This is a genomic window from Jutongia sp. (assembly GCF_057878315.1).
On sequence record NZ_DBLXSO010000053.1, the window covers coordinates 1 to 21,410 of the forward strand.

The window sequence follows — 21,410 nt, forward strand, 5'->3', positions numbered from 1 at the left end:
GAGGTATCTTTTATGTTTATAACACAACGCGTAAGTTCGGTTACGACATCTATATTGTATGAATCTCATCAAATTTCAAAACAAGAAAGTGAAATTTATACCTATTTGTTTTCTTATATTTGCAATCAATTACTGTTCACTACAGCGTTTATACTCTTTGCTATTATCGTACATAGACTACCTGTGTGTTTGCTTTTTCTTTTATTCTTTTATTTTTTACGAAGTTTTTCTGGCGGATGGCATGCCTCTACTCCTATGAGCTGTATGATATTATCCATTTTCTGTTATCTTTTATGCATATATATTGTTCCTTTTATGCATTCTTATCCGCTTATTGTCTGTTCTTGTTGGATAATTTCCATGATTTGTTTGTTTCTCTATGCTCCTGCAGACACACGACATCGACCGATATCTCAAACAAGACGCGTTTACTTAAAAAAACGTGCTCACATTGTTTATGTTTGTATCATCCTCATATATACCATTGCTTTTCTCTTAAATTGGTATATATTGTTGACGACTTTATCGTTTTGTGTCACAATCACCGCCGTTGGTGTTATAATAAGTAAAATACAAAATAAAAAGGAGAATGCTTATGCTGCTGCAAGTCGGAATTTGTGATGACGAAAAAGAGGATATCCGAATCTTAAACGATTATATGAAGCACTATGAAATGAACTATGATATAGAATTTGACATCACTTGTTTTTCTTCAGGAAATGACTTACTACAGACCATTAACAAAACACCTTGTTTTCAAATCCTGTTTCTTGATGTCGAAATGCCCGGTCTTAGCGGTATTGAAACCGCCGCCAGAGTTCGTGAAATCGATATGGAAGATGTGTGCATTATTTTTGTAAGCCACTATCCACAATATATGCAGGACAGCTTCAATGTACGGGCATTTTGGTATTTACAAAAGCCATTGACTTATCCGGACATTGTCATGATCCTAAATAAAATCTTACAATCCTACAGACAGTCACAGAGTAAAAAAATCATTGTTCCTGCCGGCGAAGAAAAAGAACTCGTAAATATACAAAACATTCTATATATAAAAGCTGTAAAATACGAAAAAAACCGTCTGGATTTTGTTCTGACTGACCATACGATACAAAGTCATGGGACACTGCTCCAATGGAAACAGACGTTAAGTCCCCATGGCTTTGTTACGCCTTGTCGGGGGTTCTTAGTAAATATGGACTTTATTCACTATATTTGTGATACCAAACTGATTCTCACCAACGGCACCGAACTGCCATTAAGCCGAAGACAAGCACGCGAGATTAGCGACCTATTTACAAAACATATGATAATATACGGAGGTAACCATGGTATTTGATATCATTTCATCTGTGATAGACATCGCTCTATTATATTTATATCTGAATTTATTTTTAAGCAGTCCTAAAAAACAGTTACCAAAATCCCTTGTTTTTTCCTGTTTCCTATTTGTCGAGATTATTTTATATAACGCGAACAGACTGCTTATATCGAACCAAACCATGGCGAAACCATTGCTTTTGATCACCATAGGATGTCTGACTACCGTTATTCTCACGTACCTCTATCCATATTGCACATTTCGTAATAGATTATTTGTCTCAGTCAGTTTTCAGTTGATTTGTGGTCTTGGGGAAATGCTGACTTATTTTTTTCTATCCATATGTTTCCCTCATACGGCAGCTTTAATCTCTGATATACAGCTCTCATTTATTTCACAATTTTGTATTTGGTTTTTTTGTTTTCTGTTTCGTCAATTATGGCATAAGAAATACAAAAGCCAAAGTGTTTCTTATAATCTGTTGATCATATTAACACCATTTTTATCCTTTATTATTTTAATTGTCATAATACAATGTTTTTTATCTTCCGGAAATGCCATCGCAGATGCATATTATATCACCGTCCTGATCTGTTTATTATCCTTAAATATTGTAAATTATTATTTATTGGACAATGTAATACAAGTCGCCACATTAAAAGAAAAAGAGCGGGAGCTCTCCAAACAGGTAGATTTTCAAACAACAAAATATCAACAGCTCTCATCCGCTTACCGTAATACGCGAAGTTTGTTGCACGATACAAAAAAACACTTTTTTTATATCCAAAACTGTATCGAAGCACAACATTATACAGATGTAATCTCTTATATTCAAAACGCTCTTGACCATCTGGAGCAAAACTATAGCCGCATCAACACTGGCAACTTAGTGATTGATGCTTTTGTAAGCAATTATATGACGATTGCGCAGAATGAAAACATTCAGTTCGATACAAAGATACATATCATCCCTTCCCGCATCCCGACAGACGATTATGATCTGTGTATTATCATTGGAAATTTGTTAGATAATAGTCTGAATGCAACCAGAGGAATCCCCTCTCCCCACCCCAGAAAAATATATACAGAACTTTTTACTACGAAATTGGAATTTATTATTCATATCAAAAATACATGTCAACCAAAGCTGAAATCATCACCTGCCAGTCAAAGTACCCACGAACTTTATCATGGATATGGCCTTACCAATGTGAGATCACTGGTCAAAAAATATGACGGAACGTATTCTTGCTTTACAAAAGATTATACATTTGAAACCATTATTGTAATTCCCATAAAATCATCTGACGCACTGCCGGTTTTAAACCATGTTTAAAGCAAGATCCGGATCCACACCCTAAAATTGCAATTATCCCGGAATATAACAATATGGACTCCCGGTCACCATTTCCGGTAACCGGGAGTCCATATTGTTATATTCCATTTCAAGTAGATCAAAGCTTACTCAGCCACGGAACTATATTTCATTATTTGCTCAGGAACTCATCAATTCCCTTTGCAGCTGCCTTACCGGCACCCATTGCAAGAATTACGGTTGCTGCACCTGTTACCGCATCACCACCGGCATATACGCCTTCCTTCGTGGTCTGACCGTTCTCCTCCTCTGCAATGATACATTTTCTCTTGTTGATCTCAAGCCCCTTTGTGGTAGAAGAGATCAGTGGATTCGGGCTGGTACCTAAGGACATGATAACCGTATCTACATCCAGCGTAAATTCAGAACCTGCGATCTCAACCGGTCTTCTTCTTCCGGAATCATCCGGCTCTCCAAGCTCCATGCGGATACATGTCATGCCCTTAACACTTCCGTTCTCGTCAACAAGAATCTCGGTTGGATTGGTGAGGAGATCAAATACGATTCCCTCTTCCTTTGCATGATGTACTTCCTCGACTCTGGCAGGAAGCTCTTCCTCACTACGACGATATACGATATGAACCTCAGCGCCCAGACGAAGTGCTGTTCTTGCTGCATCCATTGCTACGTTACCACCACCAACGACAGCAACCTTCTTGCCGGCAATAATCGGTGTATCATATTTATCATCAAATGCTTTCATCAGGTTACTTCTGGTCAGATACTCGTTTGCAGAGAATACTCCGTTGGCATTCTCACCCGGAATACCCATGAATCTAGGGAGTCCTGCTCCGGAACCAACAAATACCGCATCAAAGCCCTCGTCATTCAGAAGCTCATCAATCGTTGTTGCCTTACCGATAACAACATTTGTCTCGATCTTTACGCCCAGAGCCTTTACATTCTCAACCTCAGCTGCAACAACACGGTCCTTTGGCAGACGGAACTCAGGGATTCCGTAAGAAAGAACACCACCGGCCTTATGAAGTGCCTCAAAGATTGTTACATCGTAGCCAAGCTTTGCCAGATCACCGGCACAGGTAAGTCCTGCAGGACCGGAACCGATCACGGCAACCTTTTTGTCCTTCTTCTCGACAGCTGCTTCCGGCTTGATTCCCTGCTCTCTTGCAGTATCAGCCACATAACGCTCCAGCTTACCGATGGATACGGCATCACCCTTGATACCGCGTACACACTTAGACTCACACTGGCTCTCCTGTGGACATACACGACCACAGACAGCAGGGAGGGCGGAATATTTGCTGATCACCTTGTAAGCACCGGCAACATTATCCTCTCCAACCTCTTTGATGAATCCCGGAATGTCAATATTAACCGGACATCCCTGAACGCAGCGTGGATTCTTACACTGCAGGCAGCGTGTTGCCTCTGCCATTGCTTCTTCTTTGTTGTATCCCAGACAAACCTCATCGAAGTTTGTAGCACGTACCTTTGGATCCTGCTCTCTGACAGGAATTCTCTTCATAACATCTACTTCCATATCTATCCTCATTTCTGCATGCGATTTTCATTGTTCCTATTGATGTATATGCCTAAAACAGCACATTCACTGTTCCTGATGCACAAAACATTAGTGGCACTGACCACATCCGCCGTGATGGGTCTCTCCCTCTTCAAAACGAAGCTTTGCACGACCTTCCTCTGTCTTGTACATTGTCTGACGCTTCATTGCCTGATCAAAGTCTACCAGATGACCGTCAAACTCAGGACCGTCTACACAGGCAAACTTAATCTCATCGCCAACCTTCAGACGGCATGCACCACACATACCGGTTCCGTCTACCATGATCGGATTCATGCTGACGATTGTCGGAATATTCATTTCCTTTGTCAGCAGGCAGACAAATTTCATCATGATCATTGGTCCGATTGCTACAACTCTTGTATAGCTCTTGCCCTGTGCATAAAGATCCTTGATCTTGTCACAGCCATTTCCCTTGAACTCATAAGAGCCATCATCTGTTGCAATATAAAGGTTTGCTGCCACTTTGCGCATCTCATCCTCAAGAATCAGGATATCCTTTGTTCTTGCACCAATGATAACATCAACGTCAACACCATGCTCCTTCATCCACTTAACCTGTGGATAAACAGGTGCAGTACCAACACCGCCACATACGAAAAGGATCTTCTCCTTCTTTAACTCTTCGATCGGCATCTCGATCAGCTCGGAAGGACATCCCAAAGGTCCAACAAAGTCCTCAAAGCTCTCTCCGACCTCATACTCTGCCATTTCCATTGTAGAAGCTCCTACCGTCTGAAAAACGATGGTAACTGTCCCTTTCTCTCTGTCATAATCACAGACAGTCAGCGGAATACGCTCTCCTTCCTCATCCATTTTTACGATGACAAACTGTCCGGGCTGACAGTGCTTTGCCACTCTGGGTGCCTCAATATCCATGAGCCAGATATTATTGGCAAGATACTCTTTTTTAACAATCTTAAACATAATGAGCCTCCATTTTCTTGTGTGATAACAGCCTTTTCCTTGAAAAAAGCTAATTTATTTCATCAGCATTTCCCGATAGAAAAAACTGATAAATCCTTGCATGTTGATAAAAAACTGTTGGAATACCGGTGATCATCGCTGACATTATCGCCAAACCATTCCGGTGGTTCAAATGCCTGTGCATCCTCCGGATCGGCAAACTCAACCTCAATAAAGACGAGTCCCTCCAATACTCCATGAAAGATATCAAGCTCTCCGGTATGTCCGTCCGGCAGGGGGATGATATAGCGGTCCTTAATGATCAGACTGCCATCCACCTTACTGCGAAGATGCTCATAACTATCCTTATGAAGTGGTGCCTCAATCTCCTGATTGACACGGACCCCCTCCTGTCCTTCAAGCCCGATGCGGGACTTGTAGGTTAAAATATACCGGTCATTGCTCTTTCGGATACGGAGCACGGGATCTGTGCAGAGATACCCCTGTTCCATATGCTTCACGGAATACTGTGTGAGGTTCTCCGGAAGCTTTCGTACCAGAAACTTTTTCTCAATTTCCATATATACTCTCCAAATTCTGATAACTACAGTGCCTTCTCGGCTGCAGCCTTGGCATTCTTAGACTTGCGCCAACGGATTCCTAACAGGATCGCTGCATACGCAACAGCCGCACTGACCAGTGCCTTGATCAGATACCAGAGAAATGCTCCTCCAAAGGTGAGATCAGCAATCGACTTTGCTAAAAGTACAGGAACCATATCAATTCCTCCTTTCCATAGATCAATTAACGTCTGTTCACTAACTCCTTCATAACATCATTCCAATCCAGACCGCATTCAACCATCAATACCATGGTGTGATACAGCAGGTCTGCAATCTCGTATTTTAACTCCTCCGCATCCGGATTCTTCGCGGCGATCACCATCTCGGTCGCCTCTTCTCCGCATTTCTTGAGGATCTTGTCAATTCCCTTGTCAAAAAGATAATTAGTATAAGAGCCTTCCTTCGGATGCTCCTTCCTGCTACGGATCACATCGTAATCCTCGGTAAGCACCGTCAATGGATTGGTATCCACATAATCCCTGCTGGCAAGCTCTGTAAAGAAGCAGCTTCTGTTGCCGGTATGGCAGGCTGCCCCGATCTGACGCACCTTTGCGAGGATCGTATCATTATCGCAGTCGATCATAAGCTTTTTGACATACTGATAATGTCCGGAGGTGTCTCCCTTACACCACAGCTCCTGACGGCTGCGGCTGTAATAAGTCATCTTTCCGGTCTCCAGTGTATGGCGGAAGGATTCTTCATTCATATAGGCTACCATCAGCACCTCATTGGTACGATAGTCCTGAACCACTGCCGGGATCAGTCCGTTATCCATCAGCTTGAAATCGGCAAAATCAACCGCAGATTCAAAAACTGCCACATCGATCCCATTCTCCTTCAGGCTTCGTTTCGCTTTATAGATATCTTTTTCTTCGAAGTAATTCGTGGATACTCCCTGAACCTTGTCAAGTTCCATCAGCTCTGCAAGGTCATTTCGGATCAATCCATCGCGGATCAGCACCTCTGCCTTACAGCCGGACACTGCCTGAATAAGCTTCTCCGTCACATCCACATGCTTGAGGATCACCATGCCAAATCCCATATCATAATACTGATTCAGCTGCTCTGCCGTATGCGGATCTCTCTGCATATCGATCTCAATCGCAAGCTTATCCTTGTCAAAGCGCGCCAGGATCTCTGTAAGCTCCTTCTCCACCGGAAGTACCGCCCTGCGCATAACAATGCGGGATGCACCGGTATAAAGAGCCTTCTTGGCATCCTCAAATCGGTTCACATGAACCCCCGCCATAAACGGAATGTCAATGTCCTTCTCAATCTCTCTCAGTGTGTGTAGAAACTCCTCATGGGATGCTTCATCACCGGTAAAATTATACAAATAAAGACTGTCTGCTCCCTCGCAGCAATACCGGTCAGCCAGTGTGACAATGCTTGAGGAAAGCTCATTCTCTCCGTTGATAAATGGTATTATCTTCTTCTGACTCATAAATTAAACGCCTTTCTCTGCTTAAAATCCTATAAACTTCCCTTGGTGGAAAGTACCTCCTGTATCCTGTCATCATATTGGACTGCCTTGTCAAGTGCCTTTGCAAATGCCTTGAAGGCTGCCTCAATGATATGATGATTATTCTCTCCGTCTAACATTTTAAGATGCAGGTTCATCTCAGCACCATAGCTGACCGCATAGAAAAACTCATGCACCATCTCCGTATCAAAATCGCCGACCTTCGGAACGGTCAGAGGCATATAAAACTTCAGATAAGGTCTGCCGGACAGATCCAGTGCACAAAGCATCAGGGTTTCGTCCATCGGCAGCATGCAGTCACCAAACCGGCGGATACCCTTCTTATCTCCGACCGCCTGCCGGATCGCCTGTCCCAGCACAATGCCGGTATCCTCGATCGTATGATGGGAATCCACCTCAAGATCGCCCTTCACATCTACCGTCAGATCAAACAGACCATGTCTTGCAAAGCTGTTGAGCATATGATCAAAAAATCCAATGCCTGTGTGGATGTCTGCCTTTCCGGTTCCATCCAGATCGATCGCAATATGAACATTTGTCTCACCGGTCACCCGGCTGATATCTGCTTTTCTCTCCTGCACTTTTCCGCCTCCTTATGTCCCTCCCGGACACTTGTTGAAAATAATTATACACTAACGCTTTCAATTGCGCAACGTTACTTTTCCTCGAACCGCACGGCAATCGAGTTGGCATGAGCAGTCAGCTTCTCCGCCTTTGCAAACTTCTCGATATCCTCATGAACAAGTGCTAATGCTTCCTCCGAGTAAGAAATGATGCTTGATTTCTTGACGAAATCATCCACGGAAAGCGGTGAAAAGAACTTCGCAGTTCCGTTGGTTGGTAATATATGGTTTGGTCCTGCAAAGTAATCACCGAGTGGCTCACTGCTGTACTCACCGAGGAAGATTGCTCCTGCATTACGGATCCTTGTCATCGTGTCGAACGGATTGGCTGTCATGATCTCCAGATGCTCGGATGCGATCTCGTTTGCCGTATCAACGGCATCCTGCATGTTGTCTGCAACCAGAATATATCCATAGGAATCTAACGACTTCCGGATGATCTCCTTGCGGGAAAGCTGTGCCACAAAACCATCAACTTCCTCAGATACTTTCTTAGCAAGTTCCATGCTTGTTGTGATCAGGATCGCACTGGCAAGCTCATCATGCTCTGCCTGTGATAAAAGATCGGCTGCCACATATCTCGGGTTCGCAGTCTCATCTGCCAGCACAAGGATCTCACTTGGTCCTGCAATGGAATCAATGCTGACATGACCGTATACGGTTCTCTTGGCAAGTGCCACAAAGATATTGCCCGGTCCGACGATCTTATCGACCTTCTGAATGCTCTCAGTACCATAAGCAAGTGCTGCGATCGCCTGCGCACCGCCGACCTTGTAGATCTCATCCACACCGGCTTCATTTGCGGCAACTAATGTTACCGGATATACCTTTCCATCCTTTCCCGGAGGTGTTGTCATCACGATGCGGTCTACACCGGCAACCTTTGCCGGCATCACATTCATCAGTACAGAGGAAGGATACACTGCCTTTCCACCCGGCACATAGACACCGACTCTCTCAAGCGGTGTGATCTTCTGACCAAGCAAAGTACCGTCCGGCTTGCTGTCAAACCAGCTGTAGCGAACCTGCTTCTCATGGTAGGAACGGATGTTGACAAGTGCCTTGCGGATCACATCGATCAGCTCTTCATCCACCTGTGTGTAAGCCTCCTCAATCTCCTCCTTTGTAACACGGATCGTCTCCGGTGTGATCTTCACTCCGTCAAATTTCTCTGTGTACTCAAAAAGCGCTGCGTCCTTTTTTACTTTTACGGCGTTTAATATTTCGTCTACCGCATCCTGATATTTACCGTACTGGTTCGGACTTCTTTTCAGCATGTTTTCCAAAATATTGTTTTTCTCTTTTTCTGTCAGTGTAACGATCCGCATAGTTTCTTCCTCCTTGTATTGTTGTCATAAATTTGATTATTCCTGATTGGCTGAAACGATCTTTTTGAGATCCTTTACAAGCTTCGTGATCCGCTCATGCTCCATCTTCATACTCACCTCGTTGACTACGACACGGGCTGACAGAGGACAGATCTCCTCAAGCACCTTGAGACCGTTTTCCTTCAGAGTTGAGCCTGTCTCGACAATATCCACGATCACCTCAGACAGACCAACGATCGGGGCAAGCTCGACCGAACCGTTCAGCTTGATGATCTCTACCGTCTGATGCTTTGTATTATAGAAGTAGTCCTTTGCGATCCGTGGATACTTGCTTGCCACACGGATCAAAGAACCATCGTTTAACTTCTCTCTGGCACTCTCCGGACCTGCCACGCACATCCGGCACTTGCCGACATTCAGATCAAGCACCTCATAAAGCTTGCGTCCTGCCTCCAGGATCGTATCCTTTCCGACCACGCCGATATCTGCCGCTCCCATCTCCACATAGGTCGGCACGTCTGTTGCCTTGGAAAGGAAGAAGCGGTAACCTAACTCCTCATTTACAAAAATAAGTTTTCTTGTCTTCTCGTCCTTCATCTCCTCGCAGGTAATCCCGATCTGCTCTAAAAGACTTAATGTGTGCTTTGCCAGTCGTCCCTTTGCAAGGGCAAATGTAATATATCTCATCTCTTCACTCCGTTCTTCTGCATGTTGTGATTTATCTCATCCGGCCATCTCTCATCAATATACTTTAAATCGTATCTGCCTGCACCAGGATCACATCATCAGCTCCGATCCTGTCTGCATATTCCTGATATTGTGCAAGTTCTCTGCCTGAGGACTTTCGGATAAGCTGTACGATTTTGCCGCTGCCGCGCAGCTTTGCTGCAAGATGGTGCGCCTTCTCCCGGTACTCAGCCGGATACACAACAAGTGTTCCGCCAAGCTTTTCCTTTACAAGAAGGTTCTGTCTCTCTAATGCAAGCATAAGCTGATCCACAATGATAACCGCACCGATCGCCGGTGCTTCCTTTCCAAACTGTGCGACAAGACCGTCATAACGACCACCGCTTGCCAGTGCCTCGCCATTGCCGTATGTATATGCACGGAAGATCACGCCGGTATAATAGCTGTAGTTGCTTAACATACTTAAGTCCACGGTAATGTACTGCTCGTAACCGTACATTGCCACAATCTGCTCGACCTTTTTTAAACGATCCAGAGCTTTGAGCACTCTCTCATTGGAGGTTCTCTCCTTCACAAAGGCTTCGGATTCATCAAAGCTTCCCTGCAGCTCAGAAAGACTGACAAAGATCTCCTTAAGCGGTTCGGAAACGGTAAGACGATCCAAAAGCTCCTCCACACCAAAGAAATTTTTGCTCTCGATCAGCTCAAACAGCTGCGCTGCCTCTGCCTCGGAAAAGCCCGCCTCCTCGACAAGACCACGGAGAAGATCCGCATGCCCGATCTCTAACTGGAACTCCTTAAGACCACTCTTTAGCAGACACTCTATTGTCAGCACGACCATTTCGGCATCCGCATCGGAGCTTGTGTCATTATAAAGCTCGGCACCGATCTGTGTGACCTCCTGCAGCTTTCCCTTGTACGGTGTTGTATTGACGAAGGTGTTGCCCATATAGCAGAGACGGATCGGCATTTCCTCTTCTCTGTCATACTTTGAAACACACCGTGCGATCGCCGGAGTGATATCCGGACGGAGCACCAGGGTGTTGTTGCCCCGGTCAAAGAATTTAAACATTGCCTGGGACTGCACAGATCCTTTTTCTTTGCTGAAAATATCAAAATATTCAAAGGTCGGTGTCTGAATATCACGAAATCCGTAAGAGATCATCACCTGATGAAGCTCCTGCTGAATTTTCAACCGACTGGCGCACTCTGCGCCATAAATGTCCCGGACACCGCCGGGCGTATGCAAAAGTTCCTGACCAAAATTTCGCTCTGACATGCTCTCCTCTTTTCTGCGCACGGTAATATATCTTCGTCTGAGCCGGGTGCGCTCGGTCACAGACCTTATCAAAAGAAACGCTTTCCGGATATCGGTTTTGTTTCTTCGTATCTGCCATACCGGTGTCTTTTAATTAGTAAAGGCTGGTTGGATTTTCTAACTTCGGATCATAACCCTTGTCCCGTAATGCGGACACAATCTGTTCCTTATGCTCATGACCAAATGCCTCCAGCGTAATCTTAAGCTCAACAGCGGCGTTACGGTTGATGCTGACAAACTGGTTGTGCTCCAAACGGATGACATTACCCTTAAGCTGTGCGATCACATTTGCGACATTCACAAGCTCGCCCGGACGATCCGGAAGCTGTACGGATACGGTAAATACACGTCCTCTCTCGATCAGACCATGCTGTACCACGGAGGACATCGTAATGATATCCATGTTGCCGCCGCTTAAGATCGATACGACTCTCTTGTCCTTGCAATTTAAATGCTTGAGCGCTGCTACAGACAGAAGCCCGGAATTTTCTACAACCATTTTATGATTCTCAACAACATCGAGAAAGTTGACGATGAGTTCCTCATCCTCCACTGTGATGATATCATCCAGATTCTTCTGGATATAAGGGAATACAACGTCTCCCGGTGTCTTTACGGCAGTACCGTCTGCGATTGTTACGGCGCTCGGCAGGGAAACAACCTTTCCTGCCTTTAAGGAAGCCTTCATGCAGGCTGCGTTTGCCGGCTCCACACCGATCACCTTGATGTTTGGATTTAACATTTTGGCAAGCGTAGATACACCGGCTGCCAGTCCGCCTCCTCCGATCGGTACCAGAATAATATCAACCGTTGGCAGTTCCTTGAAGATCTCCATCGCAATGGATCCCTGACCGGTTGCCACAGCCAGATCATTGAACGGATGCACAAATGTCATGTTACGCTCCTCGGCGATCTCCAGTGCCTTCTGATAAGACTCATCATAAACGCTTCCGTGAAGAACAACCTCTGCCCCGTAGCTTCTGGTGCGGTTGACCTTAATCAGCGGCGTGGTCGTCGGCATAACGATCACAGCCTTTGTCCCAAACAGCTTAGCTGCGTTGGCAACACCCTGTGCGTGGTTGCCTGCCGATGCAGTGATCAGTCCATGCGCCAGCTCCTCCTTTGTCAGTGTGCTCGCCTTATAATAAGCACCTCTTACCTTATATGCTCCTGTATTCTGCAGATTTTCCGGCTTTAAATATACCTTGTTGCCGGACATCTGTGAAAAATAATCACTGTAGATCAAATTGGTCGGAAGGGTGACTTCCTTTACCTTTTCTGCTGCCTCCTCAAAACTTTCCAATGTCATCATCTGATATCACCATGCCTTTCTTACTGTTCCTCTTCTCTTTTCTCAAAAAGCGCATCCACAAAGCTGTCTGCGTCAAACTTCTGCAGATCATCGATCTGTTCTCCGATACCGATATATTTAACCGGTATATTCATCTCGGACTGGATTGCGATCGCAATACCGCCTCTGGCAGTGCCGTCTAATTTCGTCAGAACGATTCCGGAAATGTCTGCAACCTCCGCAAACTGCTTCGCCTGTACCAGTGCATTCTGCCCGGTCGTACCATCCAGCACGATCAGTGTTTCTCTGTATGCCTCCGGAAATTCTCTCTCAATGATCCGGTTGATCTTGCGAAGCTCCTCCATCAGGTTCTTTTTATTGTGAAGACGTCCTGCCGTATCACAGATCAGCACATCCGCCTTTCTTGCTTTCGCTGCATTGACCGCATCAAAGACAACCGATGCCGGATCGCCGCCCTCCTGTCCTGCAATGATCTCAACGCCTGCGCGGTTCGACCACTCGGTCAGCTGCTCGATCGCCGCCGCACGGAAGGTATCGGCTGCCGCCAGAATGACCTTTTTACCCTGTGCTTTAAGCTGGCCTGCCAGCTTGCCGACAGAGGTTGTCTTTCCAACGCCGTTTACGCCGATCATCAGTACCACAGAGGTCTTATGCTCAAACTTATACGCCGTCTCATCCACCTTCATCTGCTGCTTGATCGTATCCATCAGAAGCTCTCTGCATACAGAAACCTCTTTGATCTTCTGTTCCTTTACCTTTTCCTTGAGATCCTCAATGATCCGGTCTGTCGTAGCAACACCGATATCAGCCATGATCAGGATCTCCTCCAGCTCCTCATAGAAATCGTCATCAATCTCTGAAAAGCCACTGAAAAGGGAATCAAGCCCTGACACAAAATTATCTCTGGTCTTTGTCAGACCGCTTTTTAATCTGTCAAAAAATCCCATAATTACTCCATTTCCCGCCATTACCGCGATATATGTAATGATATTTGGCACAGACGATATTCTGCTCCAAACAGATGCCGCAGACCTCTCTGCTGCATCATATCGTTAATTGACAACATCCTTCTCATCCAGAAGATTTACGGATACAAGTGTAGAAACACCCTTTTCCTGCATGGTGATTCCATATAAGATATCTGCCGCATTCATCGTACCACGACGATGCGTGATCACGATGAACTGTGTATCCTTTGTCAGCTTATGTAAGTACTGTGCGTAGCGGTCTACGTTAGAATCATCTAACGCCGCCTCGATCTCGTCCAGCAGACAGAACGGTGACGGTTTCAGACTCTGGATCGCAAATAACAGTGCGATCGCCGTCAGTGCCTTCTCTCCACCGGAAAGCTGCATCATGTTCTGCAGTTTCTTTCCCGGAGGCTGTGCAACGATCTTGATGCCCGCCGTCAGGATATCCTCCTCTTCCAGAAGCTCCAGGGTACCACGGCCACCGCCGAACAGCTCCTTAAACACCTTATCGAAACGTTCTCTGATCTCCGCAAACTGTTCCGCAAACTGCTTGCGCATTGACTCATCCAATTCGTTGATGATACCCTCCAGAACGCCCGCCGCCTTGATCAGATCATCATGCTGTGTCTTAAGCTGTGTATAGCGCTCCAGCACATCCTGATACTGTTCGATGGCATTGACATTGACATCACCGAGTGCCTTGATCTTTCCTTTCAGAGAACTGATCTCCTGCTTCATCTGCGGCATGCTAAGTTCCGTCTCTGTCCGAAGCTCCTCCGCCGCATGATAGGTCAGCTCATACTGCTCCCACATATAGGTGGTTCTTGAATTGATCCGCTCCTCCATCTTGTCTTTCTGGTTATTCAGACGGAAGCACTCCTTGTCCAGCTCATTGATCTTATCGGACAGACTTTCTCGTTTATCGATAAAATCCTTGTGCTGTCTGGAGAGCTTGTCCTTATTCTCGCTCTCCTGCCGGATCGTCTCCTCCAGAGCTTCGATCGACTTTTTCGTCTCCTCGATCTGCTTTCTGGCACTTTCAATCTCCTGCTGCTTTGTCTGCATAAGATTTTCCGCCTGACGGCTGTCTCCGGCAGTCGCCTCAAATTCCTCCTTCAGCCCCTTCATGGTCTGATCGATTCGCTCTATATTCTGAGCAACAAACTCATTGCTCTGGATCTCTGTGGAGATTTTTAAGGAGTATTCACTGTTCTTCTCGGTCAGCCTCTTTTCTTCCTCACGAAGCTGTTCCAGAGACTTATTTAACTCCTCCAGATGTGTCTCGTTTTCTTTGCTCTTGCTTTCCGTGTCACTGATGCTTGCCTTCAATGCATCAAGCTGACCGGTAAGCTCTGCCTTCTGGGTATCGATTCCCTGACTCTCCAGACGGATCTGATCCAGATCATCCTGATTCTTTAAGAAATCTCCCTTGGCTCTGTCGTAATTGATCTTCGCCGTATTCTGCTTCAGAATCAGTTCCTGACGGATCTTACGATTGTTCTCCATGGCATCCTGCAGCTCTTTGGCTTCCTGTCTGCCCTCTTCCTGTTCTTTCACAATACCGCGCATCCGGTCACGCTGTGCCTGAACCTCCTTCTCGAGATTCTCCATCTCACGATGACGTCCGAGAAGGTTATTGTTGTTCTTATAAGCACCACCGGACATAGAACCACCCGGATTTAAAAGCTCTCCCTCCTTGGTAACGATCCGCAGGGAATGCTTATACTTCTTAGCAAGCGCGATTGCATGATCGATGTGGTCTACAACAACAAATCTTCCGAGAAGATATTCCACAAGCCGGTCAAATCTCGCCTCCGCATGAACCAGCGAGGATCCAAAACCGACCACACCCGGCTCCTGCAGAATATTCTGTGCCTGATTGACTCCCCTTCCGGAAATATTCGTCAACGGAAGGAACGTGGCACGTCCATAGCGGTTCTTTTTCAGAAGGGCGATCATTGCTTTGGCGGTCTGCTCATTGTCCGTAACGATATTCTGGATACTTCCGCCAAGCGCTGTCTCAATGGCGATCTCGTAATCCTTCTCCACACGGATAATATCGGCAACAACACCGATAATGCCCGGGTTATGCTCCTTCTGCTCCATGACACGGCGTATACTCTGTCCAAAGCCCTCGTACCGCTCTGTCATGTTTTTCAGAGAATTTAACCGCGAATTTGCCATATGGAACTTCTGCTGTGTATCGCGGTGCTCCTTCTCTAACTCCTGACTTCTCTCGGAAAGCCTCTTCATCGAATTGCGGATCTCAACCGTATTGGCATCCATGCCCTCAATCTTGTCCGAAATATCGGACAGAACAGCTCTCTGCTCCTCCATCGCTTCCTGCAGTCCTGCCGCCTCGGATTTATTCTCAAGAACACGCTTTGTCAGCTCTGCACGCTTGACATTGATCTGCTCCAGCATTGTCTCAAACTTCTGCTGGGTTGTCTTGATCTCCGTCGTCTGTGTCATTGCCTTCATAATCTCATCATTGCGGTCAGCAATTTCTCTCTCGGCTTCTGCGATCTGACTGCTTGTCTGCGCCAGAGTCTCCTGCAGCTGCTCCTGCTCCCTGCGGATTCCGGCAAGCTTTTCATCAAATGCATCCTGCTTTTCCTGGTAGCCTGCCTTTTCTTCCTTCGCTTCATTTAAAGACTTCTGTAAGCTTTCCAGACGTTCCTTATAATGCTCCTCATTCTGTCCGGCACTGCGGATCTGCTCCTGCAGCACCTTGACATTTCCCTCCTGTTCGTTTAAGGATACACGGGATGTCGTGAGGTTTTCCCTGTTCTGTTCCAGGCTCTGATTCTGCTTCTCGAGAATCTCTTCCACCTGTGCATATTCGTTTTTCGTCTCTTCAAATTCTTTTCTTGCATTTTCCAGATCTGCCGATGCAATGTCCTGTTTTCTGGACACATCCTCCATCTCGGTATGGATCTGGTCATATTCCATCAGGAAAATATTCACATCGAGTCCACGCAGTTCATCACGATAGATCAGGTATTCATGTGCCTTCTCGGACTGCTTTTCAAGAGGTCCGACCTGCTTTTCAAGCTCTGACAGAATATCCTCGATACGAACCATATTCTGCTGCTCCTCGGCCAGATTCTTCTCGGCAGCTGCTTTTCTTTTCTTGAACTTCACGATACCTGCCGCCTCATCAAACAGCTCACGGCGCTCCTCCGGTTTACCGCTTAGGATCTTGTCGATCTGCCCCTGTCCGATGATCGAATATCCCTCTTTACCGATACCGGTATCAAACAACAGCTCCTGAATGTCACGAAGACGACAGGATGCCCCATTTAACAGATATTCACTTTCTCCGGAACGATACACACGTCTGGCGATCGTCACTTCCTCGTACGGCACATTCAGCTTGTGATCCTCATTGCTGATGGTGATCGCCACATACGCATAACCGAGCGGCTTACGAAGCTCTGTTCCCGCAAAGATGATATCCTCCATCTTCGCACCACGAAGCTGCTTGGCACTCTGCTCTCCAAGCACCCAGCGCACGGCATCGGCAACATTACTCTTACCACTGCCGTTTGGTCCGACAATCGCCGTAATTCCATTATGAAATTCAAAAATAAGTTTATTGGCAAATGATTTAAAACCATGCACTTCCAGACTTTTTAAATACATGTATGTTCTCCCTGCTTATTCTGACTGTCAGACTCTCTCTTCAAGATAAGGATTGCCTCATAGGCTGCGGACTGCTCTGCCTTCTTCTTAGTCTGACCGATTCCCGTGGAGATCTGTCTTCCATTGACAAATACCGCCGCCTGATATTCCTTGTGGTGATCCGGTCCGCTCTCACCGATCAGACGGTATTCTAAAGTATTGCCCTCATGTCTCTGCACGATCTCCTGCAGAAATGTCTTACTGTCATAAAACAGCTTTTTATTGTCAATATCCTTAAGGATATGTGCTTCAATATAACGCTTGGCAGGCTCAAAGCCGCCATCCATATATACGGCACCGATCGTTGCCTCTAACGCATCCGAAAGCACGGAATCTCTCTGTCTTCCGCCGGTCAGCTCTTCTCCCTTGCCAAGGCGGAGGTAATCGCCCAGATGAATCTCTTTGGCACAAAGTGCCAGAGTCGGTTCACAGACATAGCTGGCTCTCGTCTTAGTCATCTCGCCCTCCGGCATGTCCGGATGATTGCGGAAAATAAACTCGCTCGATACCAGCTCCAGCACCGCATCCCCCAGAAACTCCAGCCGTTCATTGCACTGTGACTTCTTCATGTGCTTCTCGTTGGAGTATGAGCTGTGCGTCAATGCTGTCGCAAGCAGTGTTTTGTCCTGAAAAATATAGCCAACTTCTTTCTCAAACTCTTCCATCATTTTTGCTTTCATTGCGCCAAACCCTTTCCTGTAATTCCTCTGCCTGTCTGTAAATATTCCCAGAGCTGTCCCACCGTATTCCAACGGACAGCCTCCTCTTCCTCAACGATCACTCCAAACACTGCCTCCACGCCCATCAGTATCTGATAAAGCATCAGTGAATCAGCACCGTAATCTCTCACAAAGGACTTCTCCCGCCGGATCTGCTCCGGCTCTACTTCTAATATCTCTGCCAGCAGCTTCTGCAGCTTTTCATATTCCATATGAACCCTCATTTCTGCAAAACTCTATCACAAGTCACTTAAGCCTATATTCCGGCAATCCGAATCGGAAACCATCGTCTAATCGAGCTTTAAATTCTCGCGGATACGGTCGTTGATGCCTTCCTCGCTGAAGGAAATGCACTGAAGGATCGCCGTCTTGATCTCGGCCTCGCCGGAGCTTCCGTGTGCTTTAACAACAAGACCTTTGAGTCCTAACAATGGTGCACCTCCATGCTCGGATGCATCGAAGGACTTTAATGTCTGCTTCAGTGCCGGCTTGATCAAAAGTGCACCGATCTTACTGCGAAGAGAACTCATCAGCCCCTTCTTGACCATATGAAGCAGTGCAGAACCAAGTCCCTCATACAGCTTCAGTATAACATTGCCGACAAATGCTTCACAGACGATAACGTCTGCACCACCCTTCGGAATGTCTCTCGCTTCAATGCTTCCGATAAAGTTAATGTCATCACATTCTTTTAATAAAGGATATGTCTCTTTAACCAGGGCATTCCCCTTTTCTTCCTCGGCACCGATGTTGACGATTGCCACACGCGGATTCTTGATCCCCACGATATTCTCCATATAGATGGATCCCATCTTTGCAAACTGCACCAGATGAGAGGCTCTTGCATCTACATTGGCACCACAGTCGATCAGAAGAGATACGCCGTCTGTCGTTGGGATAAGCGGAGCTAACGGTGCTCTCTCCACGCCGCGGATCCTGCCTACAACAAGCTGTCCTCCTACCAGAATCGCGCCGGTGCTTCCTGCCGATACAAACGCATCCGCCTCGCCCTTTTTGACGAGCTTCATACCGACAACGATCGAGGAATCCTTTTTCTTGCGGATCGCTTCTACCGGTGGCTCATCAAAACCGATCACGTCTTCTGCATTAACGATCTGAACTCTGCTTTCATCATAACTGTATTTGGCAAGCTCTGCTTGTACTTCCTCTGCACGGCCAACCAGGGTAATCTCAATTTTATTATTCTCTGCCAGCGCATCTACGGCACCATGTACCGGGGCTTCCGGAGCATTATCTCCTCCCATGGCATCCACTACGATCCTGATCTTTTCGTCCATTTCTTATCCAACCTTTCCTGCTTCTCCTGATCTTGCACAGTGCTTCTGTGTTGTCAGACGTCTCCTGTGCATAAGCATACAAAGTATATTATACCCGAATTTGTTTCATAGTGCAAGAAGTGAGCGAAAACAAGCCGAGCATTTTCCAATACCACAAAAACGGCGGTTTTTAAAGCCTGCCGCCTTAAAAACCGCCAAATAATCTAATCCTTTTTGTAAAAGAATGAGCGATACGCTGTAAATCCATAATCCTCCGCAGATATGATCTGCTCCGTGCTCCCCACGAAAAGCATGCCATCCTCATTAAGCGCCTGATTGAACTTGTGATAGATCGACTTCTTGGCATCCTCCGTGAAGTAAATCATCACATTACGGCAGACGATCATATCGCATCCGGACGGATATGAGTCCTTGAGAAGATTGTGCTGTTTAAACTCTACACATTTCTTAATCTCATCATGAATCTGATAGCTCTTCCCCCCCACCTGTGTAAAATGCTTTTTGATAAATTCCTTTGGTAAACCTTTCAGACTCTTCTCATCATAGAGACCGATCTGTGCCTTCTCTAACACCTGCTTATCCAGGTCTGTCGCCAGAATGTGGATCCTGTTCAACGGAATAAACTTCGCCAACAGCATCACAAGCGTATATGGCTCATCCCCGGTAGAACACGCTGCACTCCAGATCCTGATATCGTTACCGAAACGTTCAAACAAATACGGAAGGATCTCATTCTCCAACACCTTCCACTGATCCGGATTGCGGTAAAACTCAGACACGTTGATCGTCAAATATGTCACAAACTCTTCCAGCAATGCCGGATCCTTCTTGAGTGCAGCAACATACTCATCATAGGTGGCAATCCCCGCCTTCACAATGAGCGCATCAATCCGGCGTTTCATCTGGCGTTCCTTATAGCAGCTTAAGTCAATCTTTGTCATTTGAAATATTTTCGATTTAAAAACTTCATAATCACCCATACAAATCCTGCTTTCCTTTCTCAGCTCATAAGCCATGAACCACGGTTTCTGTCACTTTTCCCCATAAAAGGATGTATCCCACCGTATTCTACCCCTTCTCCCCATAAGCAAAAATTCGCCAACCCATCGATGATGGATTGGCGAAAGGAATTATTCTTGCGAATTACTCAGCGTCTGTATCCACAGCAACTTCCTCTTCCTCAGAAGCGTTGTCATTCAACAGAGCCTTCATGCTCAGGCTGATCTTGTGATCCTCGTTATTGAAATCAACAACCTTAGCCTCGATCTCCTGTCCTACTGACAGTACATCAGATGGCTTATCCACATGCTCCTTAGAGATCTGAGAAACATGAAGAAGTGCGTCAACACCCGGCTCGAGTTCAACGAAGGCACCGAAATCTGCCATTCTTGCAACTCTACCCTTAACGATTGCACCTACGTTATATTTACCATCGGCATTTAACCATGGGTTCTGATCCTCGAACTTCAGGCTTAATGCGATCTTATCATCCTTAATATCCTTAATGAGAACCTTTGTTACATCGCCAACCTTGAATACCTTGCGAGGATTCTCAACACGTCCCCAGGACATCTCGGAAATATGAAGGAGTCCGTCTGCTCCACCAAGATCGATGAATGCACCGAAATCGGTCAGATTCTTTACAGTACCCTCTACAACATCTCCAACGTGGATTCTTGCGAAAAGCTCCTCTTTCAGCTTTGCCTTCTCAGCAACCAGAAGCTGCTTTCTGTCACCGATGATTCTTCTCTTCTTAGGATTGAACTCAGTTACAACAAATTCAATCTCCTGTCCATTGTACTTGGAAAGATCCTTCTCATAAGAATCAGATACAAGACTTGCAGGGATGAAGATCTTTGTCTCATCAACAACTACACTTAAACCGCCGGATAATACAGCAGTTACTGTAGCCTTTAATACTTCTTTATTCTCAAATGCTTCACGGATACGCTCGTTACTCTTCTCCATAGCGAGACGCTTGTATGTCAGTAAAACCTGACCCTCTCCGTCGTTCACCTTAAGAACCTTTGCTTTCATAACATCATCAACCTTTACAACATCTCTCAAGTCGATTCCTGACTGATTGCTGTACTCATTACGTGTGATGATACCATCGGCTTTGTAGCCAATATTAAGGACAATCTCATCTTCCTTTACATCGATAACTGTCCCTTCTACAATCTCTCCATTGTGGATTGTTACAAGTGATGCTTCTA

At 45.9% G+C, this 21,410-nt stretch carries 20 protein-coding genes; 3 read left to right on the plus strand and 17 right to left on the minus strand.

All coding sequences use genetic code 11. The features are described 5' to 3' along the window. Positions 1–12 precede the first annotated feature (12 nt). The 3 genes from ACZLMD_RS11070 to ACZLMD_RS11080 are packed head-to-tail and all read left to right on the plus strand — an operon-like array spanning position 13 to position 2,660. Positions 13–621, plus strand: a complete 609-nt coding sequence (locus ACZLMD_RS11070) for an accessory gene regulator B family protein (RefSeq protein WP_022306243.1) — start codon at positions 13–15, stop codon at positions 619–621. Next, positions 596–1,342: a LytR/AlgR family response regulator transcription factor gene (locus ACZLMD_RS11075; RefSeq protein ID WP_022306244.1), complete on the plus strand. Its 747-nt coding sequence runs from the start codon at positions 596–598 to the stop codon at positions 1,340–1,342. Before ACZLMD_RS11070 ends, ACZLMD_RS11075 begins: the two co-directional genes overlap by 26 nt. Continuing rightward, on the plus strand, positions 1,332–2,660 hold the full coding sequence (locus ACZLMD_RS11080) for a sensor histidine kinase (protein ID WP_489495694.1): 1,329 nt from the start codon (positions 1,332–1,334) through the stop codon (positions 2,658–2,660). Before ACZLMD_RS11075 ends, ACZLMD_RS11080 begins: the two co-directional genes overlap by 11 nt. 151 nt (positions 2,661–2,811) lie before the next feature. On the opposite strand, the gene gltA is transcribed toward ACZLMD_RS11080, so the two are convergent. From gltA to rpsA, 17 genes are all read right to left on the minus strand, one after another. Further along, positions 2,812–4,200, minus strand: coding sequence for an NADPH-dependent glutamate synthase (gene gltA / locus ACZLMD_RS11085; protein ID WP_489495695.1), 1,389 nt, complete (start codon positions 4,198–4,200; stop codon positions 2,812–2,814). A 90-nt stretch (positions 4,201–4,290) separates the two neighbouring features. Then, entirely contained in the window at positions 4,291–5,169 is an 879-nt protein-coding gene (locus tag ACZLMD_RS11090) for a sulfide/dihydroorotate dehydrogenase-like FAD/NAD-binding protein (protein WP_484108773.1), read from the minus strand. Between the two features lie 62 nt (positions 5,170–5,231). Next, the gene (locus ACZLMD_RS11095) at positions 5,232–5,729 is read right to left on the minus strand and encodes a CYTH domain-containing protein (protein ID WP_489495696.1); all 498 of its coding nucleotides are present in this window, start codon (positions 5,727–5,729) and stop codon (positions 5,232–5,234) included. A gap of 23 nt (positions 5,730–5,752) precedes the next feature. After that, positions 5,753–5,926 (minus strand): hypothetical protein, encoded by a 174-nt coding sequence (locus tag ACZLMD_RS11100; protein WP_022306249.1) that lies wholly within the window; start codon positions 5,924–5,926, stop codon positions 5,753–5,755. Between the two features lie 26 nt (positions 5,927–5,952). After that, positions 5,953–7,215, minus strand: a complete 1,263-nt coding sequence (gene hisIE, locus ACZLMD_RS11105) for a bifunctional phosphoribosyl-AMP cyclohydrolase/phosphoribosyl-ATP diphosphatase HisIE (protein ID WP_489495697.1) — start codon at positions 7,213–7,215, stop codon at positions 5,953–5,955. 29 nt (positions 7,216–7,244) lie between these two features. Further along, positions 7,245–7,835: an imidazoleglycerol-phosphate dehydratase HisB gene (gene hisB / locus ACZLMD_RS11110; protein ID WP_022306251.1), complete on the minus strand. Its 591-nt coding sequence runs from the start codon at positions 7,833–7,835 to the stop codon at positions 7,245–7,247. Between the two features lie 74 nt (positions 7,836–7,909). Beyond that, positions 7,910–9,205, minus strand: a complete 1,296-nt coding sequence (gene hisD / locus ACZLMD_RS11115; protein WP_022306252.1) for a histidinol dehydrogenase — start codon at positions 9,203–9,205, stop codon at positions 7,910–7,912. Positions 9,206–9,241: 36 nt separating this feature from the next. Next, positions 9,242–9,892 carry an ATP phosphoribosyltransferase gene (hisG, locus tag ACZLMD_RS11120; RefSeq protein WP_022306253.1) on the minus strand — a complete coding sequence of 217 codons (651 nt, stop codon included), beginning with the start codon at positions 9,890–9,892 and terminating at the stop codon, positions 9,242–9,244. A gap of 64 nt (positions 9,893–9,956) precedes the next feature. Beyond that, the gene (hisZ, locus tag ACZLMD_RS11125) at positions 9,957–11,171 is read right to left on the minus strand and encodes an ATP phosphoribosyltransferase regulatory subunit (protein ID WP_489495698.1); all 1,215 of its coding nucleotides are present in this window, start codon (positions 11,169–11,171) and stop codon (positions 9,957–9,959) included. Between the two features lie 133 nt (positions 11,172–11,304). Next, positions 11,305–12,522 carry a threonine ammonia-lyase gene (gene ilvA, locus ACZLMD_RS11130; protein WP_482522972.1) on the minus strand — a complete coding sequence of 406 codons (1,218 nt, stop codon included), beginning with the start codon at positions 12,520–12,522 and terminating at the stop codon, positions 11,305–11,307. A 20-nt stretch (positions 12,523–12,542) separates the two neighbouring features. Then, positions 12,543–13,469 carry a signal recognition particle-docking protein FtsY gene (gene ftsY / locus ACZLMD_RS11135; RefSeq protein ID WP_489495699.1) on the minus strand — a complete coding sequence of 309 codons (927 nt, stop codon included), beginning with the start codon at positions 13,467–13,469 and terminating at the stop codon, positions 12,543–12,545. 105 nt (positions 13,470–13,574) lie between these two features. Then, on the minus strand, positions 13,575–17,138 hold the full coding sequence (gene smc / locus ACZLMD_RS11140) for a chromosome segregation protein SMC (protein ID WP_489495700.1): 3,564 nt from the start codon (positions 17,136–17,138) through the stop codon (positions 13,575–13,577). After that, positions 17,129–17,857 (minus strand): ribonuclease III, encoded by a 729-nt coding sequence (rnc, locus tag ACZLMD_RS11145; protein ID WP_118560610.1) that lies wholly within the window; start codon positions 17,855–17,857, stop codon positions 17,129–17,131. Before rnc ends, smc begins: the two co-directional genes overlap by 10 nt. After that, positions 17,854–18,108 carry an acyl carrier protein gene (locus ACZLMD_RS11150; protein WP_022306260.1) on the minus strand — a complete coding sequence of 85 codons (255 nt, stop codon included), beginning with the start codon at positions 18,106–18,108 and terminating at the stop codon, positions 17,854–17,856. Before ACZLMD_RS11150 ends, rnc begins: the two co-directional genes overlap by 4 nt. 78 nt (positions 18,109–18,186) lie before the next feature. Further along, positions 18,187–19,194, minus strand: coding sequence for a phosphate acyltransferase PlsX (gene plsX, locus ACZLMD_RS11155; RefSeq protein ID WP_022306261.1), 1,008 nt, complete (start codon positions 19,192–19,194; stop codon positions 18,187–18,189). Positions 19,195–19,397: 203 nt separating this feature from the next. Beyond that, a complete protein-coding gene (locus ACZLMD_RS11160; RefSeq protein WP_482522969.1) occupies positions 19,398–20,174 on the minus strand; it encodes a CheR family methyltransferase in 777 nt (258 codons plus the stop codon). A gap of 163 nt (positions 20,175–20,337) precedes the next feature. Then, on the minus strand, positions 20,338–21,410 hold a 1,073-nt coding region (gene rpsA, locus ACZLMD_RS11165; protein ID WP_489495701.1), incomplete at its 5' end, for a 30S ribosomal protein S1.

What these genes read in the sequence shown, in the direction of transcription:
- gltA (WP_489495695.1), bottom strand. Translation starts at nt 4,200, where the DNA reads ATGGAAGTAGATGTTATGAAGAGAATTCCTGTCAGAGAGCAGGATCCA.
- ACZLMD_RS11100 (WP_022306249.1), bottom strand. Translation starts at nt 5,926, where the DNA reads ATGGTTCCTGTACTTTTAGCAAAGTCGATTGCTGATCTCACCTTTGGA.
- ACZLMD_RS11160 (WP_482522969.1), bottom strand. Translation starts at nt 20,174, where the DNA reads ATGGGTGATTATGAAGTTTTTAAATCGAAAATATTTCAAATGACAAAG.
- smc (WP_489495700.1), bottom strand. Translation starts at nt 17,138, where the DNA reads ATGTATTTAAAAAGTCTGGAAGTGCATGGTTTTAAATCATTTGCCAAT.
- ftsY (WP_489495699.1), bottom strand. Translation starts at nt 13,469, where the DNA reads ATGGGATTTTTTGACAGATTAAAAAGCGGTCTGACAAAGACCAGAGAT.
- hisIE (WP_489495697.1), bottom strand. Translation starts at nt 7,215, where the DNA reads ATGAGTCAGAAGAAGATAATACCATTTATCAACGGAGAGAATGAGCTT.
- hisZ (WP_489495698.1), bottom strand. Translation starts at nt 11,171, where the DNA reads ATGTCAGAGCGAAATTTTGGTCAGGAACTTTTGCATACGCCCGGCGGT.
- hisD (WP_022306252.1), bottom strand. Translation starts at nt 9,205, where the DNA reads ATGCGGATCGTTACACTGACAGAAAAAGAGAAAAACAATATTTTGGAA.
- ACZLMD_RS11090 (WP_484108773.1), bottom strand. Translation starts at nt 5,169, where the DNA reads ATGTTTAAGATTGTTAAAAAAGAGTATCTTGCCAATAATATCTGGCTC.
- ACZLMD_RS11070 (WP_022306243.1), top strand. Translation starts at nt 13, where the DNA reads ATGTTTATAACACAACGCGTAAGTTCGGTTACGACATCTATATTGTAT.
- hisG (WP_022306253.1), bottom strand. Translation starts at nt 9,892, where the DNA reads ATGAGATATATTACATTTGCCCTTGCAAAGGGACGACTGGCAAAGCAC.
- ACZLMD_RS11075 (WP_022306244.1), top strand. Translation starts at nt 596, where the DNA reads ATGCTGCTGCAAGTCGGAATTTGTGATGACGAAAAAGAGGATATCCGA.
- rnc (WP_118560610.1), bottom strand. Translation starts at nt 17,857, where the DNA reads ATGAAAGCAAAAATGATGGAAGAGTTTGAGAAAGAAGTTGGCTATATT.
- ACZLMD_RS11080 (WP_489495694.1), top strand. Translation starts at nt 1,332, where the DNA reads ATGGTATTTGATATCATTTCATCTGTGATAGACATCGCTCTATTATAT.
- ACZLMD_RS11150 (WP_022306260.1), bottom strand. Translation starts at nt 18,108, where the DNA reads ATGGAATATGAAAAGCTGCAGAAGCTGCTGGCAGAGATATTAGAAGTA.
- ilvA (WP_482522972.1), bottom strand. Translation starts at nt 12,522, where the DNA reads ATGATGACATTGGAAAGTTTTGAGGAGGCAGCAGAAAAGGTAAAGGAA.
- plsX (WP_022306261.1), bottom strand. Translation starts at nt 19,194, where the DNA reads ATGGACGAAAAGATCAGGATCGTAGTGGATGCCATGGGAGGAGATAAT.
- ACZLMD_RS11095 (WP_489495696.1), bottom strand. Translation starts at nt 5,729, where the DNA reads ATGGAAATTGAGAAAAAGTTTCTGGTACGAAAGCTTCCGGAGAACCTC.